This is a genomic window from Candidatus Poseidoniia archaeon, assembly GCA_030748895.1.
Taxonomy (GTDB): domain Archaea; phylum Thermoplasmatota; class Poseidoniia; order MGIII; family CG-Epi1; genus UBA8886.
This window is the reverse complement of record JASMLC010000004.1, coordinates 94601-113020: the sequence shown is the minus strand read 5'-3', so window position 1 is coordinate 113020 and position 18420 is coordinate 94601. Positions and strand designations below refer to the sequence as shown.

13 protein-coding genes are annotated in these 18420 nt (G+C 62.6%); 6 read left to right on the top strand and 7 right to left on the bottom strand.

The annotated features are described in order from the left end of the window. Nucleotides 1-91 precede the first annotated feature (91 nt). Entirely contained in the window at nt 92-964 is an 873-nt protein-coding gene (locus tag QGG57_02830) for a rhomboid family intramembrane serine protease (GenBank protein MDP7007110.1), read from the top strand. On the opposite strand, the gene QGG57_02825 is transcribed toward QGG57_02830, so the two are convergent. The 6 genes from QGG57_02825 to QGG57_02800 all read right to left on the bottom strand — a co-directional run bounded on the left by QGG57_02825 (nt 949) and on the right by QGG57_02800 (nt 6740). Continuing rightward, the gene (locus QGG57_02825; protein MDP7007109.1) at nt 949-2340 is read right to left on the bottom strand and encodes an ArsB/NhaD family transporter; all 1392 of its coding nucleotides are present in this window, start codon (nt 2338-2340) and stop codon (nt 949-951) included. The genes QGG57_02830 and QGG57_02825 overlap by 16 nt on opposite strands. Before the next feature lie 30 nt (nt 2341-2370). Further along, nucleotides 2371-4659 (bottom strand): phosphoribosylformylglycinamidine synthase subunit PurL, encoded by a 2289-nt coding sequence (purL, locus tag QGG57_02820; GenBank protein MDP7007108.1) that lies wholly within the window; start codon nt 4657-4659, stop codon nt 2371-2373. Continuing rightward, on the bottom strand, nt 4656-4898 hold the full coding sequence (gene purS, locus QGG57_02815; protein MDP7007107.1) for a phosphoribosylformylglycinamidine synthase subunit PurS: 243 nt from the start codon (nt 4896-4898) through the stop codon (nt 4656-4658). Before purS ends, purL begins: the two co-directional genes overlap by 4 nt. Nucleotides 4899-4934: 36 nt before the next feature. Then, on the bottom strand, nt 4935-5438 hold the full coding sequence (locus QGG57_02810; GenBank protein MDP7007106.1) for a DUF2269 family protein: 504 nt from the start codon (nt 5436-5438) through the stop codon (nt 4935-4937). 20 nt (nt 5439-5458) lie between these two features. Continuing rightward, nucleotides 5459-5932 (bottom strand): phosphatidylglycerophosphatase A, encoded by a 474-nt coding sequence (locus QGG57_02805; GenBank protein ID MDP7007105.1) that lies wholly within the window; start codon nt 5930-5932, stop codon nt 5459-5461. A gap of 163 nt (nt 5933-6095) precedes the next feature. Beyond that, a complete protein-coding gene (locus tag QGG57_02800; protein ID MDP7007104.1) occupies nt 6096-6740 on the bottom strand; it encodes a CDP-alcohol phosphatidyltransferase family protein in 645 nt (214 codons plus the stop codon). A 96-nt stretch (nt 6741-6836) separates the two neighbouring features. Here QGG57_02800 and QGG57_02795 point away from each other — a divergent pair, with 96 nt between their 5' ends. The 5 genes from QGG57_02795 (at nt 6837) to QGG57_02775 (ending at nt 11845) form a co-directional block, all read left to right on the top strand. Further along, complete coding sequence (locus QGG57_02795) at nt 6837-7799, top strand: phosphoribosylaminoimidazolesuccinocarboxamide synthase (GenBank protein ID MDP7007103.1); 963 nt, start codon at nt 6837-6839, stop codon at nt 7797-7799. An 85-nt stretch (nt 7800-7884) separates the two neighbouring features. Next, nucleotides 7885-8772 carry a hypothetical protein gene (locus tag QGG57_02790; GenBank protein ID MDP7007102.1) on the top strand — a complete coding sequence of 296 codons (888 nt, stop codon included), beginning with the start codon at nt 7885-7887 and terminating at the stop codon, nt 8770-8772. After that, nucleotides 8772-9497, top strand: a complete 726-nt coding sequence (locus QGG57_02785; GenBank protein ID MDP7007101.1) for a sugar phosphate nucleotidyltransferase — start codon at nt 8772-8774, stop codon at nt 9495-9497. Before QGG57_02790 ends, QGG57_02785 begins: the two co-directional genes overlap by 1 nt. 36 nt (nt 9498-9533) lie before the next feature. Further along, complete coding sequence (gene artA, locus QGG57_02780; protein ID MDP7007100.1) at nt 9534-11072, top strand: archaeosortase A; 1539 nt, start codon at nt 9534-9536, stop codon at nt 11070-11072. Then, nucleotides 11072-11845: a CDP-alcohol phosphatidyltransferase family protein gene (locus QGG57_02775; GenBank protein MDP7007099.1), complete on the top strand. Its 774-nt coding sequence runs from the start codon at nt 11072-11074 to the stop codon at nt 11843-11845. The genes artA and QGG57_02775 overlap by 1 nt, the downstream gene beginning before the upstream one ends. On the opposite strand, the gene QGG57_02770 is transcribed toward QGG57_02775, so the two are convergent. Then, on the bottom strand, nt 11842-18384 hold the full coding sequence (locus QGG57_02770; GenBank protein MDP7007098.1) for a CARDB domain-containing protein: 6543 nt from the start codon (nt 18382-18384) through the stop codon (nt 11842-11844). The genes QGG57_02775 and QGG57_02770 overlap by 4 nt on opposite strands. Nucleotides 18385-18420 lie beyond the last annotated feature (36 nt).

Below are 18420 nucleotides of genomic sequence, written 5' to 3'. Positions count from 1 at the left end.
AGGCGCTCCAGGCGCTACGGGGGGCCTCCCGGAGGCCCCAACCCCCCTGCCCTAGCGTGAGCCTTAACCGGCGCTGCGCTCGCCCCCGGCAATGAGCGCGCTCTCCCTGCTGCTGCTGCTGCTCGCGGCCACGGTATTGGTCAGCGGACTGCGCGCCCGGATGTACGCGGCGCAGGCGCTGGTGCTGGCCAACTTCGCGCTCTTCGGCGCGTGGTGGCTGGCGGGAGCGCCGGTGGCCACCTGGCTCGAGCTGGGGTTCCGCCCCGGTTACCTGGCGCAGCCCGGCGCGGAATGGGCGACGCTCGTAACCGCAATGTTCCTGCACGCGGGGCCGCTGCACCTGCTGATGAATATGCTGGTGCTGCTGCTGCTCGGCGCGCCGTTCGAGGAGCGCATCGGCACGCGGCGGCTGCTTATCGTCTTCTTCGCCGGCGGTCTGCTCGCATCGCTGGTGAGCGGGCTGCTGGCGCTCTGGCAGGGCGAGGCAGGCATCCACATCGGCGCTTCGGGGGCGGTCTTCGCGGTGATGGGCGCCTTCGCGCTGCTCTATCCACGCGATGAAATTCCGATGCTGCTGGGACCGCTCTTCCTGCCGCGTGTACCGGTGCTGCTGGCGGCGCTGGTCTTCATGGGCGGCGAGACCGCCTACGTCGCGGCCGGCATCAGCGACGGCGTTGGCCATACGGCGCACGCCGCCGGCTTCGTCGCCGGAGTCTTCATGGCGCCGCTGCTGCGACCGCAGCCGCACAGCGTCGCGGCGATGCCGGGGCTGGAACACCTGACTGCACTGGAAGGCGCGGACGAGGAGCTACGGCACGCGATGGAAGCCGATGAGCCAGAGCTGCGTGCGGCATGGCTGGAACGCTTCCGTGAGCGCGCGCATTGCGCGGAGTGCGGGGCTGCCGTTAGCGCCGTGGAGGACTGTGCCGCCTGCCGTCCAATCCTGGCTCAGGGATTGACGTAGAGCGAGTCGTAGAAGAGGACCATGAAAATGGTCGCGACGACACAAGTAATCATCATCACAGGCAGACCCACCCGCATCCACTCAGCCGTGGTAATGGCGTGACCGCCCTTTTCACTTATTGAAACGGTCATTACATTAGCACTAGATCCAATAGGTGTTGCGTTTCCACCAAAACCACAACCCATTGCCAAGGCCCAGTATAATGGTATTACATTTACTTCTTCACTTAATTCTCCTAGTTTTTGAATAATAGGAAGCATCGCTGCGCAGAAGGGTATATTGTCAACGATAGCTGATGCTATTGCAGCTACCCATATCATGACTACAGCTAATATCATAGGGTTACTTGTGATAGCTCCATCAGGGCCAAAATTACCAAAAATCCAATTAGCTACAGATTCTAAGTGTCCCATGTGTTCAAGGCCCCCTACCATTACGAATAAACCTGCAAAGAATACTAACGCAGTCCATTCAACTTTCTCAATTACAGTATGAATATCAGGCAATGACAAAACCATAGCAATTCCAGCACCACTAAGCGCAATCGCAGAAATTTCAATATGTATGCCTCTGGGACTTAGTACGAGTTCGTGTAGTGAGAATAGAATTATGGTACCAACTAAAGCCATCAAGGTTTTGTTCATCATGCCCCTGTCATTTACAGCTGTCCATTCATTTTCCTGCAAAACCTCTTCCACATTCCCAGGTTTCGTTTCACTCCAGTCTCTGTAATAATATCGCATATATCCTAATGTAGCGACCCAAGCAAAGAATGTCAAAGGCGTCAAATGTTCAATGAAACTGTTAAAAGTAAACGCAGATACATTGGGGTCACTTGCAGTAAATGAGGCAATCATTACATTAGGTGGATCTCCCACTAATGTAGCGACACCACCCGTATCTGATAGAATAGCTTCAGCAATTAATGGAGGGATTGCACTGATTTTTATCTTATCACATATTTTGATTGTAATTGGTGCAATCAGAATGATTGCAGTTACATTGTCTATAACAACAGATATTAAAGTTGTGAAAGTACCCAAATAAACAACTAACATCCAAGGGTCTCCTTTCGATAGCTTTGTAGCTTTTATTGCAACAAATTCAAAGAAACCACATATCTCTAACATTGCGGCAAAAATCATCATTCCTACTAACAACCCAATTACATTGAAATCAATCGCAGAGAACAAATTGTGTTCACAATGATTACTACCATGTCCAGAGCACCAATCTAAGGTACCATATATTTTTCCGACAATAAGCATAGCTACAGCACCTCCCCATGCAGCTAAAGTACGGTGGACAAATTCTCCTAAAATTAGTACAAAGGCAACTATGAAAATAAGCAGTATCAACGTCGCTGCGAGTGTCATCCTGCCGCCATTAAAGGGGTTGATAAAAGCTTAGGCCAGCCGCGCGTCGAGCGGTGTTTCCCAAGCTGCTCGCAGTGCTGCCGGTGCGAGCGTCAGCAGCGTTTCGTCGCCGCAGGTCACGCGCAGTTCGCCGGCGGGCGCGCCGAGCCGCTCTGCGTAATCGAAGCGCTTCGCAAAACGCGCTTCGCAGCCGGGGGCGACCTGCACCAGCCAGCGCCCGGGGCTTTCGCTGAAGAGCGCCGTCATCGCCGGCCCGGAGGGCAGCTCGACCGCTGCGCCCTGCCCGGAAAGGCACATCTCGGCCAGCGCCAGCGCCAGGCCACCCGCCGAGAGGTCGTGGCACGCGACCACTTCGCCCGCGGCGATGGCTGCCACCAGCGCTTCCATGCGCGGTACCAGCGCCGCAAAGTCGACCGGCGGCAGCGCACCCCCGGCCCCGCCGAGGGTGCGCGAGAGCAGGCTGGCGCCCATCTCCGGGCCGGTGGGGCCGACGAGCCACAGCTCGCCCTCCGCCTTCAGGTCGCTCGTGACGCAGTTGCGGATATCCTCGACGATACCGACTCCCATCAGCACTGGCGTCGGCGGAATCGCGCCTTGCGGGGTTTCGTTGTAGAAGCTGACGTTGCCCGAGACGTACGGCACCCCCAGCGCCAGCGCACCCTCGGCGAGCGCCTCGCACGCGGCACAGAACTGTCCCATGATTTCAGGTTTCTGCGGGTTGCCGAAGCAGAGGCAGTCAGCGAGCGAGTCAATCCGCGCGCCGACCGCCGTCAGGTTGCCGCACACCTCGGCAATCGCCAGCAGAGTCCCCGCGCGGGGGTCGGCCTCCATCAGCCAGGGGCTGACGTCGCTGGTCAGCGCCAGCCCGCGCCAGCTTCCGGGAACGGGCTTCAGCACGGCGGCGTCGCCCGGTCCCTCACGGCCTACGGGGCCTTGCAACGGGTTCAGCGCTGTGGCGCCGCGCACCTGGTGGTCGTACTGCCGGATAACCCACTCGCGCGACCCCATTTCGGGGGTCGCAAGCAGTTCGAGCAGCAGTGCCCCAAGGTCAGCGGGCTGCTCCAGCTCGACCGTAGCGGCCGTCGGCGCCTGCGGCTCGAGCGACGGCCGCCGGTAGGCGGGACCGCCGGTCGTGAACTCCAGGTCAAGGTCGAGCACGGTCGTCCCGTGCCAGTCGACGCGCGTCCGCTTCTGCGGGACGACCTCGCCAATTTCGATTGCCTCGACGTCCCACGCCGCACAGCTTTCGAGCACCGCCGCGACGTTATCGGGGCGGACGGTGAACATCATGCGCTCCTGCGACTCAGAGACCCAGATTTCCCACGGCGCCATTCCCGGCTGCTTGAGCGGCACCCGCTCGAGGTCGACGCGCGCGCCGCAGCCGCCGTCAAGCGCCAGCTCACCGACGACGCAGGAGAGTCCGCCGCCGCCGAGGTCCTTCATCCCGGTCAGCAGCCCGGCGCGGTTCAGCTCGAGGCAGAGGTGCATCAGCGGCTCCTTGGTAATCGGGTCGCCCAGCTGCACTGCGCCGATGTCGCTCTCGGAACCGGCTTCCAGTTCGCGCGACGCGAAGGTGACGCCGTGGATGCCGTCGCGCCCGGTCCGCCCGCCGGCAAGGATGTAGATGTCGCCCGCACCGCCGGCACGGCTGTGAATCAGCTCGCTCTTCGGCATGATGCCGATGCAGCCGACATTCACCAGCGGGTTGCCGGTGTAGGCGGGGTGGAACGCCACCTGCCCCGCTACCGTGGGAATCCCGACGCGGTTGCCGTAGTCGCGGATGCCCGCCACGACGCCCCCCATCAGGTAGCGCGGGTGCTTGACGCCGTCAGGCAGTTCGCTGCGCGGCGTGTCCAGTTCTCCGAAAAATAGAGGGTCGACCAGCGCAATCGGCTGCGCGCCCATGCAGACCACGTCGCGCAGGATACCGCCGATACCGGTCGCCGCGCCGCCGTACGGGTCGAGCGCCGACGGGTGGTTGTGCGACTCCAGCCCGACGGCGTAGTAGTGGTCGGCGTCGAACTCCATGATTCCTGCGTCTTCCCGCACGGCGACCTTGCGCGGTACGTCGAGGCCGAATACCGTTTCCTCCAGCACGGGGCGCGACGACTTGTAGCAGCAGTGCTCCGACCACGCCTGGTCAATCGCCTGCAATTCGACGTCGGTCGGCACCCGCCCTTCGTCGCGAAAATGGTCGCGCACCTTCTCCAGCTCCGCCAGCGAGAGCCCCAGTCCCAGAGCCTCGCCCGTCGCCTCGAGGTCGCCGTCGAGCGGGACGGCGAACGCCTGCTCCGCGCCTGCTAGCGGCTGCAGCCTCATTCCGCCACCGAAATCGAATAGTCGTGCACCACAGGATTTGCAAGCAGCCGCCGGCACATGCGCTCCGCTTCCTCGAGCGCCTCCGGCTCGGGAAGCTCAAGCGAGATGCGGTAGCAACGCGCTGACGCGACCGCCCCGACGGAATCGAAGCCGAGCAATCCCAGTGCTTTCTGGACGTTGGCGCCCTCGGGGTCAGCCATACCCGGCTTGAGTCCGACACGTATCTCGATTTCAGTCATTATGCCCCCAATATGAGGGTGGGTAAAAAACGAAACTCAGGCTTCCCGCGTCCGCAGCCAGCCTGCCCCTGCGCCGAGCAGCAGGAACAGCAACAGCACGCCGTCGTCGCTGCCGTGTGCTAGCGGTTTCGCAACCATCAAGTACTCGATGCCGAAAGATCCCCCTAGCATGCCAGTTGTCGTAATCCAGAGCACTGGATCGCCTGCCCCATCGTCCCCGTCGGCAATCGCGCGCAGCCGTGGGACCATCACTAGCGGGATAACTGCAACCATTACCAGTAGCAGGCCGAGCGAGTTGTCAATCCATGCCTGCCCTAACTCGAACTGTGGCTCATTGAGTACCATATAGAGCCCGAATAGCAGCGTCAGTGCGCCGCCTCCTGCCGCCATTGACGCCATTGCGCGCGCCATCGACGCCAGCTCGCAGCGCGTTTCGCCCGCGGCGCGTTCCATGCGCAGCATCGCGACCGCGGTTGCAATCAAGCCGCTGAAGAGCGCAATCGCGCCGACGATATGCAGATAGAGGACGATTTCGGCCATGGCGCCGCAGATGAGGGGGGTCAATAAAACAGGAGCGGCGCCAGCAGCAGCACGGCAGCCGCCAGGATTCCGGCGGCGACATCGTCGAGCATCACCCCGTCACCACCCCCGATTTCCTCGAGCCGCGAGACCGGCCACGGCTTCAGGATGTCGAAAGCGCGGAACAGGACGAACAGAGCCAGCAAATCCACTGTTTCGGGGACGCCAGCGGCGAGCCAGATAGTGGCGGCGCCGAGCAGGTAGCCCGCCACCTCGTCCAGCACGAAGCGGCCGGGGTCTTCGCCCCATTCCCGTTCGGCCCACTCAGCAAGGCTGCGGCCGGCCGGGTAGAGCAGCAGCGCGACCGCCAGCAGCGCGTAGCCGCCCTGCGGTCCGCCATAAGTCACGGCAGCCCACGCCAGCGCCGCTGCGCCAGCACTCCCGGCGGTGCCGGGGCCGTATGGCGCCCGCCCCAGCCCGAGGCCGGTCGCCGCCAGTTCACGCCAGTCAACCATTATTTTCCACCGACGACCCCTATATAACTCCTGCCTGTGGCAGCGGCGCAGCCTGAGTGGAATCGCTCTGCGCTTCCACCGGCTGCTATACTTCCGACGCGTTAACTCCCGCCTGCGGCAGCGGCGCAGCCTGTGTGGAACCGCTCTGCGCTTCCACCGGCTGCTATACTTCCGACGCGTTCCGCCAGAAATGGACCAGCCGCTGCGCCACCGTGAGGTTCCCCAGCAGCGCCAGCAGCGCTAGCGTGCCGGTAGCCCAGAGCGCCGGGTCGCCCGCCAGTTCGCCCACCGCGAGGCCGAGTGCCAGCAGGATGATGCGCTCCGGCCGCTCGATGAGGCCGACCGCCTGCTGGCTCACGCCGAGGCGCTCCGCTGCTGCGCGCGCGTAGGAGGTGAGCAACGCGCCGATGAGCGCTGCCAGCGCCCACGCCTCGCCCGGGATTCCGGACGCCTGTGGTAGCGGCACCAGCCAGCCGCCGAGTAGCAGCGCGCCGAAGAGCAGGCTGTCCGAGTAGCGGTCGGTCAGCGCGTCGAGGAAGCCGCCGCGCACGCTCGTCTGGCCGGCAGCGCGCGCCAGCAGCCCGTCGCCGCCGTCAGCCAGCCCAGCCAGCAACATCAGTGCTACTCCAGGCAGGATGGCGACAGGCTTCCCGTCGTGGTCCGATGCGTACAGTTGCCACGCTGCAGCAACAGTCAGCGCTAGTCCGAGGAAGGTGAGGTTATTGGGGCGGATGCCGATGCGACCCATGAAAACACCCAGTGGGCGCAGCAGTTCGTTGCTACGCTTTCTCAATATGTCGCTAAGCACGCTCCGCGGGAGTCACTTGTGGCTATTCAATATTTGCGCCGGCCGCTGCATGGGCACCGGTATTGCTTTTAGTCCCACTCCTGCTTTCGGGGCGGCATGGTCGCCCGCGACATTCTGAAACAGCAGCTCCCCCATACTCTTGTGGAGACCAATTACGAGGACCAGGGCGAGCTCTACCGCGGCAAGGTGCGCGACAACTACATCAAGGAAGAGACCATCACGATGGTCACCACTGACCGTATCTCTGCCTTCGACCGCGTGCTGGGAACTGTCCCCTTCAAGGGGCAGGCGCTGGTCGAGCTGGCCGACTGGTGGTTCGGCGAGACGGCCGACATCGTCGCCAACCACGTCCTGCGCCGGCCGCACCCCAACGTCTGGACCGTTCGCCGCTGCGACCCGATCCAGGTCGAGATGGTTGTGCGAGGCTACCTGACCGGGATTACTCCTACCTCAATCTGGACCGCCTACGAGAAGGGCGACCGCAATTTCTGCGGCAACGAGCTGCCAGACGGGATGCGCAAGCACGAGAAATTGCCCGAGCCAATCATCACTCCCTCGACCAAGGCAGAGCAGGGTGAACACGACGAATCGGTCGCCCCGGAGGAGCTCTTCCGCCGCGGCGCGGTCGACCCCGGGCTCTATCGCGAGCTGGCAAAAATATCGATGCGGCTCTACCACCGGGGCGTCAAGCGCGCCGCTGAGCACGGCATGATTTTTGTCGATACCAAGTACGAGTTCGGTATCTCCAGCGGTAAGATTATGCTGATGGACGAGGTCAATACGCCCGACTCCAGCCGCTACTGGATGGCAGACGACTACGAAAAGCGCTTCGAGAAAGGAGAAGAGCCGCGCAAGTTCGATAAGGAATACGTCCGCACCTGGCTCGCGGAGCAAGGATTTACCGGCAAGGGCAAGCCGCCCGCGCTGACTGACGACCTGCGGGTGGAGGCGGCCGCACGCTACATCGAAGTGGCCGAAACCTTCACCGGAGAGGAGATGCCGCTGGAATTGGGACCGGCCGGCGACACAATTTATCAGGTGCTCAACCCGTTTATCTAGTTCTCGACGATTATTATTTAAAAGATAATACTATAATCTGGCAGGGCTGATTTTATATCAGTGCGCCAGCCGTCACCTCGCTCCCATGGCGCAGAAGAAGAGGCAGCAGCGCAAGCCGAAGACCGAGACACAACGCTCGGAAGAGCGGTTCCAGCGTTTTGTCGACCGTCGTAACGAATACAACAGCGAGGCGCGCATGCTACGCGACGAGCGCGATGCCATCCATGACCAGCGCGGAAAGGTGATGCAGAAAATCCTGGCCATGCGCGACGAAATGAAGGCGCATTCGCAGGCGAAACAGCGCAGTATGCAGGCGCGCAACAAACTACAGGACCAGGCGCGCAAGTTGATTGCCGCCAAGCAGGCGCGACGCAAGGATGGCAAAGGCAGCAAGGGGCTGCGCGAGACGGTCGAGGCGCTGATGTCCGAAATCATGGCGTCCGAGCGCCGGCTCGAGACAACCGAGATGACGATTGCCAAGGAGCGGGCGCTGCTCGAGCGGATTTCCATCCTGCGCCGTAGTCTGGGCGAGCAGCAGTCCTCACTCGAGGAGCAGGAGCACCTGCACGCCGAGGTAGGCGAACTGGACCAGTCGATTGACGAGCGGTTCAGCGAGGCAGACCAGCACCATCTGGAAGTGGTGCGGCTGGCGAAGCTCAATTCGAAGCTTTACGACAAGATGACCGAGCTGATGAAGGAGGCGGCACACCTCTCGGGCGAATCAGACAAGAAGCATCAGGAGTTCGTTGACGTGCGTAAACGCGCCGACCACCAGCACGAGCGCGCGATGGAGATGCTCGACCAGTTGCGGACCCACCGGAATGTGGCGCGCGAGGAACAGCAGGCGCGCTGGAAGGTGGTGCGCGACCGCCGCAAGGAGGTCAAGGAAGCGCTCTACGATGACAAGAAGCTGGCCGCGGCGGCCGACGACGCTATCAGGGAACTGATGTCGGGCGGCAAGATATCGCTCTGATGGACGCCATCGTCCTGGCGGGCGGCTTCGCGCGCCGTATGGGGGAGCTGGTGCGCCACACTCCAAAGCAGTTGCTCCCAGTCGCCGGCGAGCCGCTACTGGCGCACGTCCTGCGCTCGCTCGAGGCAGTTGCGCCCGACCGCGTGCTGCTGGCGGTCAACGCCGCTTTTGCCAGCCAGTTTGACGTGTTCATCGCCAGCTACGACGGCCCGCTGATACTGGAATTGGCGGTCGAGCAGGCGCGCGCCGAAGGCGAGAAGCCCGGCGCCCTCGGCGCGCTGGGGCAGCTGGTGGCACAGCATCGTCTGGCGGGACCGCTCTTCATCGTCGGCGGCGACAACCTTTTCGACTTCGATCTCGCCCGCATGACTGCGTTGCACGCAAGCACGGGCGACGACGTTATCGGGCTCTACGACGTTGGCGATACCGGGCTGGCGCAGCTCTACGGCATCGCGACGCTCGAGGATGGCATAATAGTTGATTTCGTCGAGAAGCCGGCGGAGCCGCGCTCGACGCTGGCGGCGACCGCCTGCTGGCTGCTCTCGCCCGGCGGGGTGTGTGCGCTCGCCGCCTACCTCGCGGCGGGCGGCGAGCGTGACGCGCTAGGCCATTTCCTGCCGTGGCGCATCGGTCGCGCGACGGTGCGCGGCATCGCGTATAGTGGGACCTGGTTCGATATCGGTGACCCCGAATCATATGCGGCGGCGTGCGCCCATTTCGGCTGAAGAGGTTTTTTTAGCGGCGCGGGGTCGCGCAGGTTGATGATACCAGCCAGCGAGGTGCTCGCCATCGGGTCGCTGCTGCTGCTCGCGGCAGGCTATCGGCTCTCAAGCGGGCCGCACCGCATGGCGGGCCGCAGGCTCCCGGCCGCCGCAGGCCACCGGCTCTGCATGGTTGGCTGGCTGGCGCTGGGAGGTTTCTGGTGGAGCGAGGTTGAGCACTACATCCTGATTCGCGACCCGGTCAATGCGCTCTTCTGCGCCATGGCGCTACCGTTCTTCGGCTATCTGGCGTACCACCACTGGCTCACCATTCAGTGGCGCGCTGAATATCCGGCGCTGCGCTGGCTGGTGGCGATGACCGTCGTTGCTGGCGGCATCTACTTCCTCGTCGAGCGGGTGCCGTTCCTCGCGGGCTGGCTCATCCAGGTCGTCGCGGAGCAGTCGATCTGGCTGCTCGATATTGCAGGCGCTCCGACAACGCTCGGGCCACTCGACTACGGCGAAGGTTCGCGCTGGTACCGCCTCGGCTCAGCACACCAGGAAGTGAGCGTCCCCGTCGAGGCGGCGTGGCGCGATCCGATGTCGCCTGCGGTCAGCATCGTGCTGGCGTGCACCGCGCTGCAATCGATGATAATATTCGTTGGCGGGGTGCTCTGTACCAGCGCGCCGCGAGAGCGGCGCGTCTACGCCTTCCTGGCGACGGTGCCGACGATTTACGTACTGAATCTCATCCGCAACGCAGTCGTAATCTGGCTAACTTACGAGCATGTGTGGGGCGATGACACATTCTACTACGCGCACGCCTGGATTGGCAAGGGCGGCAGCCTCGTCGCGCTGGTCGCGCTGGCGTATATCGTCTTCCACTACCTGCCGGAGATGCAGGACGCCATCCTCGGCGTGATGGACCTGCCGTGGCGCGAGTCACCGGCGGGAATGCGCACGCCGCCCTTCGCTGCCGGAACGCCCGAATGGATTACTATCGCCTTCGTGGGCGGGCTGGTACTGCTGCCGTTCGGCGCCGCTGCCGGCACCCCGTCGGAACTGCCGCTCGATGCCGCGGCATGGGCGGCCGCGGCGCTACTGGCGCTGGGCGGTGGTCTGCTCTGGTTCCACCGCGACCCGCCGCGTCCGGTCGGCGTTGGCGTCGTCAGTCCCGCCGACGGTACGGTGCTCTCGGTTGACAGGCGGGACGACCACGTACGGCTCTCAATTTTCATGTCGCCCTTCAACGTGCACGTCAACCGCGCGCCGATTACCGGCCGCGTCAGCGCGCAGCAGCGCTCCGGGGCAGGCTTCAGCCCCGCCTACAGCGCGGCCGCCGACGGCAATCTGCAGGTGCGCACCGAACTGGAGACCACTGTCGGACCGGTGGCGGTGACGCAGGTGGCCGGCGCGCTGGCGCGGCGCATCACCAGCTACCTTTCCGAGGGGCAGCAGCTGGCGAAGGGCGAGCGCATCGGCATCATCCACCTCGGCTCGCGCGTTGACCTCGAACTGCCGCTGGGGGCGGAGATGGTCGTGCGGCTGGGGCAGAAGCTGCGGGCGGGGCAGACGGTAGCGCGCCTGGCGGGGGCGTGATGCTGCGCAGGCTCTTCCGGCCGCTGTTCAGGATTTCAGTCGGCGACCTCGCGACGCTCGCCAACGCCGCCTGCGGGATGCTGGCGATTACCTATTTCCTCGACGGGACGCGCGACGCAATCCTGGTCGGGATGCTGCTGCTCATCGTCGGGGCGTTTTTCGACAGCATCGACGGGATGCTGGTGCGCAAATACGGGTCGAGCCACCGCTTCGGGCCGTTGCTCGACTCGCTGGCCGACGTCATCAGCTTCTGCCTCGCGCCGGCGCTGCTGGTCTACACGCTCTACTACGACCTCTCGCGCGGGCCGGCGCTCTCGCTCTCGGGCGGGGTGGACCTGCCGAACCTGCTCGCACTTGCGGGCGCGCTGCTGGTGGGCCTGCTGGGGGTGCTGCGGCTGGCGCGCTTCACCCACGACCGCGAGGAGCAGCTGCGCCACTTCTCGGGGATGCCGACGCCGGCGATGATGGTGCTGGTGCTGACAGTCTGCCTGCGCTGGTCCTGGCTCACCGGCGACGGGGCGACGTGGCCGCCGGCGCTGCTCGGGCTGGCGGCGTTCACGATGGTTTCGACGCTGCCCTACCACAAGGCGCGCGGCCCGAACCAGCTGCCGATTTTCGGTGCGGTGCTGCTGCTCCAGTTCGCGCTGCTGGCGGCGTGGCTCGACCATGCGGCGTGGGAATTGCTCTGGACCGCAGCGGCGCTGCTCGACGCTGGCTACCTCTTCGGCAGCCCGCTGTGGGTGCTGCGCAACGACCCCGGCTGGCGCGACTAGCGGCGGCGCCGCAAGGCGACACCACCGAGCAGCAGCAGCACAGCCAGCAGCGAAGGCGCCGGCAGTCCGCCGCCTTCCTCGTCGGTCGGTGGCGGGGCGTCCGGCTCGGTCACGGTCACGGTCACCGACAGCTGCTGCGCGGTTCCCGGCTGGCCAACGACTTCCGCAGTTAGCGTGAAGGCGTAGCTGCCGCCAGCGGCCAGCTTATGGTTGTTAATCACCAGTGCACCCCAGTCCATCTGCCCTCCGGGCATGAGCTGGAGTGGGTAGTCGGCCGTGTCGGGGTCGAGCCGCACATACCAGCGGTTGCCACCGCCGTCGGTGAAGCTCGCCTGCCAGTCGGTCGACCCTGACGGGAGCGTCAGTGTGAGGCTGATTTCAGCGTCGGAATTGCCGTTGTTGGTGACGCGGAAGCCGTAGGCGCCGGTCTGGATTTCGCCCTGCTCGACCGCAACCTCCAGCGCTCGCTGCGAGAGGCAGTCGCCTGACGGCATCGTGAAGCAGAGCTCGAGTGAGTGCGTCTCGGTGACCGGCACTTCGACCTCGAGCGTCAGCGTCCGCCGCTGGTCGGTCTGGCCGTCGTCGGCCGTAGCGATGATTCCCACCCGGTATTCGGCGAGCGCGGCGCCAGTCGGAACCGTGACGGTCACCGTGATATTTGTTTTGTCTTCGGGCTCGAGCGTGACCTGGGCTGGCGCGGCCGTCGCCCAGTCGGCGGCCGTGTCCTCGAAGCTGATGCTGAATGTATCAGCCGAATTGCCCCGGTTCTCGAGCGAGAAGTTGAAGCTGGCAGTTTCGCCTGGCGCGACGGTCACGCGTGTCAGCTCGCCTGTCACGAGCCGGAACTGCAGGTCGTGCTGCCGCTCGATAACGTCAACGGTGAGGGCCTGCTCGTCGTTGGCGCTGTCATCGCCCTGTGAGACTGCTCGCACACTGAGTTCGTAGCGGTCATCGAGTGCGTCGTCCGGAACCGTGAGCGTGCCGTCAACCTCGATGGATTCGCCCGCTGCCAGACTCACCTGCGAGGCGGCGAAAGAGACCCATTCGGGACGGTCGCCCAGCGCCTCCAGATCGAAGGTATCACTGTCGTCACCGGTATTGGCCACGGTTACGCTGAAATCGGCAGACTGCCCCGCAATCAGGTCGATAAACTGTGGTTCCAGCTCGAGTGTGACGCCATATTCGGTGGGGTCCTCGGTAACGGTTGCAGTCAGCTCCTGCGTGACAGTAACGTCACCTGCCGTGACCTCTACCATCAGGCTATATTCACCATCCGCCGCGTCCTCCGGCAGCTCAACATCAATATCGATATCGCGTTCATCGTCCGATTCGAGCGTGACCGCGCTTATCTGCAACTCAGCCCAGTCGGCTGCCGTGCCCGAGAGCGAGAGGCTCAGCTTGTCGCGGCCGGTCGCGTCGTTGCGCAGGGTTACCTTGAATGTCAGCGTCTGCCCCGGCTCGCCCTCCTTGCTGGCGCTGACCGTCGAGACCGCCGGGGCGTGGAGCATGACTGCCTCGAAATCCGCCTCGCGCCGGTCGTTATTCGTATTCTCGTCGCCCGCCAGCTCGGTCTCGACGCCAATGACGTATTCGCCGGTCGGCCCGCCATCCTCCCAGCTCCACGTTAGCTCGACCTCGTCGCCCGCGGCGAGGAAGCCGACCGTCTGCGTGTCACTCCAGATGACGTCGCCGTCCAGCAGCGCCTGCGCGCGGACGGTGAAGCTGGACTGGTCCTCGGAGCCGTAGTTGCGGATAGTGCTGCTGAACTCGACAGTCGTGTTCTCGTCGCCCTCCGACGGGACGTCCAGCAGCCGCGTGCCGACGTCGTGCGCCGCCGCGGCGGCGAAGAGCCAGTCAAGCACCCGCTCGACGATATCGGAGCGCTCGCGTTCGTCGTCGAGGAAAGCGAAGGTGAAGGGGCTCAGCATCAGCTGGTAGTCGCCTTCGTAGCGCAGCGTCAGGTTGTACCCTGACGACGCGCCGAAAACCCAGTTATCGCCGCCCGACTCGAGGTCATCGCTGAAGAGGACCCCACTCGCGTCCTGCAACTCGACATCGTCAATGTACCAGCCCTCGTAGCTGCTGGCCGAACTATCACTTCCAAAGCGGAACTTGAATGTTACCTCCTCATTTGCGTATTCGCTAAGGCTAAACGAGGCGGATACCCAGCCGTCCGAGCTGCCGGTGTAACCAGGCTCGTTATCTAGACCAATCACCGAGTCATCTGAATACTCCTCGGCCGGGTTGATGACCTCCCAGGTCCCGCCGCCATCGGTCGAAATCTGCACATTGCCTCCGTCATAGCCGTTCTCGGTCGAGTACCAGTTCTGGAAGTTGAGCTGCCCGTCCTCGCCCAGTTCGTAGGAATCGCGCGTCAGCAATACCTCGTCCCAGTTATCATCGTACTCGCCGGTGTCCTTGTCACCGTCACCGACCCAGAGGGCATGTGTCGGGCTGCTCGCCTCGCGTTCCGGGTCACCCGTGGCTTCCGAGTTGTCGGAGACGTGCCACCAGCTCCCTGCGTCTGCGTAGATACCACCGGTTGCGATTGAACGTGGAATAACCCAGTCGGAGTAGGAGCTGGAGTAGATGGTGCGGTCGGAACTGCTGAACTCAGCTCCGTCGAATACTTCATCGTTGCTGGCGCCGACCAGCGGGTCGGGCGTTTCACGGTCGTTGTCAATCCGCTCGACCATCAGATAGTCGTACTCGAAGTCTCCCGGTTCCCGGTAACCATCGCTGCTGTTGAGCGCAGTCAGGTAGTTCGATCCAATCAGCCAGAGTCCTCCGTCGCCAGAATCGAGGTAACCACCGATTGTATCGCGCCATGCATCCAGGTCACGCTGGTGATGCTCACCCTGTGTCCAGACCACGATGTCGTACTGCGTCAGCAGTTCGACCGTCGGATAGGGGTCCAGCTCGCCGTAGTCGCCGGCTGAGCTGTCGTAGGGGAGTGTATGGACGTCATAGCCCCGCGCCTCACCCTCGCCAAAATAGTCCTGTAGAGCCAGCTTTAGACGTCGGTCAATCTCGTCGGTCTGGTAGTAGTGGTTGTAGCCATTGTTATGCCCGAAGTTGGCATCAACCAGCAGCACGCTGTCGCCGTCCGTGCCTTCGCGGTAATCGGCGGTGCCGGTTATCTCCTCCGAGTCGCGCGCCGCCGCATCGTTCTGGCTGGTGACGCTGACGGTGAAGTCACGGCTTGCTCCGGTCGGCTCCTGCGTCGGCGCGATGACCGTGACGGTGAAGTCGGTCGAGCCACCGGCCGAAATGTAGATAACTTCCTCAAGCGGAATCGCATACCAGCCGTCGCCGCTGCCGGCAGCGGCGACGTCGTAGTAGCCGCCCTCGTCGCCCTCGTTGGTGGCGGTGAAGTTGAAGAAGGTCGCTTCGCCCGAGAGGACGTCCTTAACCGCCTCCTCGACTGCCAGTGCGACCGCCCAGGCCGATTCGCGAATGTCGATGACCTGTTCCGAGGCGTCGTTGCCGGGCCGCTCATCGTCGTCGAGCAGGCTCTGGACGCGGATGGTGTAGCTGCCGTTATCGCCCCCCTGCCAGGTCCAGTCGAGCGTCGCGTTCTCGCCTGAATCAAGCTGCGCAATCGTGCGGGACTGGTTGTAGACTTCGCTGCCGTCGCCGTCGCGCGTGACCGTCGCGCGCACATCCACGTTCGTCTGGTCGTTGGCGCCGAAGTTGTAGACGTCACCGCTGAAGTCGACCGCCTCGCCCGGCCCCGCCTCGTCGGGTGCATCAATATCACGCACGCCGACGTCGTCCTGCAGCTGCGGCAGGCTGAAGACGGTAAAGTCATCAACATAGAGTCCTTCCAGTTGTGTCCAGGTGTCGGAGATGAAGCGAAGGCGCAGCGTCACTTCATCGCTGTAATCCGAAAGGTCGCTCTCGAGGTAGAGCCATCCCTCGCCATCCGCCTCGTCGTAGTCGCTGGAATAGTCACCGTCATCGCCCGGCCCACTCTCAAGCATCTCCCACTCGCCGGAAACGTTGATCTCCAGATAGAATTCGTCATACGGCCCGTCGACCGCGAACCATGCCATAATCGCGACCCCCTTCTCGGAGCCGTCTCCCAGGTCAATCGTGGGCGACTCGAGCGAGTCGTTCAGCCCGGGGCTGTAGGTGCCAGTTTCCGGATTGCCCAGTCGCCAGGCGTGGCTGCCGGAGACCGCACGTGCATCATCCAGCGACCATTCGCTGTTCTCACCAGAGAAATTCCAGTTTCCGTCGCCATCTTCCAGATCGTCACTAAAGGTACCATCAGAGCCGCTTACCTCGATGTCGTCCAGATACCATCCTTCGTAAGAATTGACAGAGCTATCGCTCCCAAAGCGAAAGCGGAAGCGCACGTCCTCACCCGAGAAATCGACGAGGTCAAAGCGTGCTTCCTCCCAGTCGTCCGAGGAGCCAGTGAAGCCAGGCTGATTGTCCAGCCCTACAACCGCATCATCAGGGTAGCCTCCATTAGGATGGATAACTGTCCAGCTCTCACCGCCATCCGTGGTAATCTGGACGTTGCCGCCATCCCAGCTGGATTCCATTGAATACCAGTGCTGGATTACCAGCTCGCTACCAGCGCCCAGCGTTATATCTTGGTCAGTAAAGACAGAGTAGTCCCAGTTATCGTCATATTCGCCATCGCCTTTGCCCTCGTCACCGACCCAGAGTGAGTGTGTTGGACTATATGCTTCGCGATTCTCGTCATTGTCAGTGTCTATCAGGTGCCAGGCGTTGGAAATGGGGCGATAGTCGCTCCAGCCGTTGCGTCCCGACTCGAAGCTGTCGCGGAACTCGATGTTCACCGCGCGTAGTTCACCTGCCGCCACGTCGTCATTCGAGTCTTCGTCTTCCTGCTCGAGCTGGGCGCGGAAGGTGAAGGTGCCGTAGCCGTTGGGAGTCCAGTCCCATTCGAGGGTGGTGTTCTCGCCTGGTCCCAGCGTCACTTCCTGCGTGCCGCCATCCCATAGCTCCTCGTCGCCCTCGAAGACCAGCCCGCGAACATCGCGCGTCAGTGTCACGTCGCCACTGTTCTCGACCTTCACCGAGAGTGTGCGTTCTTCATCGGGCTCTCCAAGCCGTGGCGTCGCGCGCGCCGCCTCGAGGGCGAGGTTGTGCAGCACATAGGTATCAACAGTGATGCTGCGCTTGTCATTGGTGCGTTTCTCGTCACTGGAAATATACGCCTCTGCCTCGATATCATAGACGTAGTCCTCCTCCTCCGGCACGTCCCAGTCGAAGGTAACGGTTGTAGTAGCGCCAGCGGGTAGTGACGAGATGGTTTTCGAGTCAGAGTGGTCGTTAGCACTGCTGTTACGACAATCGATGTCCAGATTCACCTGCACGTTACTCTCGTCCTCGCTACCGCGGTTGCGGACTGTGACGTTGATGACCTGCGTAACGTCGGGCTCGATGGTGTCTCCGTCGCGCGGTGAGTTGAAGCGGCTCAGTGAGACGTCGTGCTCCAGCTCCTCCAGCAGGTATTCGACAATCCTGTCGACCAGATCGGTCCGGTTGTCAGTACTCGCGATGTAGGCGAACTCGAACGCCAGGAACACCATCCCGTAGCCTTCCTCGGTGCGCAGCGCTGACCAGAGGGTGCCATCGTCATCGGTAGTGTTGAAGATACCGTGGAAGTCACTGCGCGGTGCGAGGTCATCGCCATAGTCAAAGAATAGGGAGTCGTCGGTGTCATATTCCGCCCCGTCAGTGACAGGGTCATCCTGGACACCACCAACAGGATTAGCTGTGCCATTGTCGTGGTCGACATAACCTACGCCGAGATAATCGTACTCCCAGTCACCCTCAGAGCGAGAGCCAGTCGCGGTGTTCAAGTCCCAGAGGATATCGTGTCCCGTGACCCAGGCAGTCCCCCCATCGTCGAGGAACTGAGCCATCGCGTCCTGATCGTTTTGCGTAAAGGTGGTGCTTAAATCCGAACCGACAAACCAAATCACCAGTCCATAGTTGGTGAGCGTGTCTGCGTCAGGTCCGTCATCTCCGCTATCGACGCGCAGCAGATCGTAGGTGAGTTCTAGTGAATCCAGCGCGTCGGTATAGTATCCATCTACGTCGACCCTCGTGCCACCGTTGTTCTCTCCCCCATCGTCGTCAATCACAGCGATTGAGGGGTAGGTGACCGTGATGTATTCGCTGCGCTGATTGTTATCCTCGTTAGATTCCTGCACATCGTTTTCTTCGTCGACAATGGCGGTGATGTTGTGGGTGCCACCGACGGCAGTCCACTCGACGCTGGCGTCGGCTGACTGGCCGCCAGGAATAGTGACCATATCTTGCCCGATGGAGTTGTTGTCCCAGTAGAAGGTAACATTTGCCGTCACCGACTGCAGGCCGGTTGCCCCCCCATCATTAGCAACCTCAGCGGTAATCATAATCTCATCGCCGCCTGCCGGCGAGTCATCGCTGAAGCTGATATCCTCGATGGTCAGGTCAGGGTCATTCTCGTCGCCCTGGACGGGCGGCAGCAGCATCAGGAGCGCTAGCAGGAATGTGAAGGACTTGCGGGACATGCTTCCGGGCCGGGGATTCCCGCACGGTATAAAGAT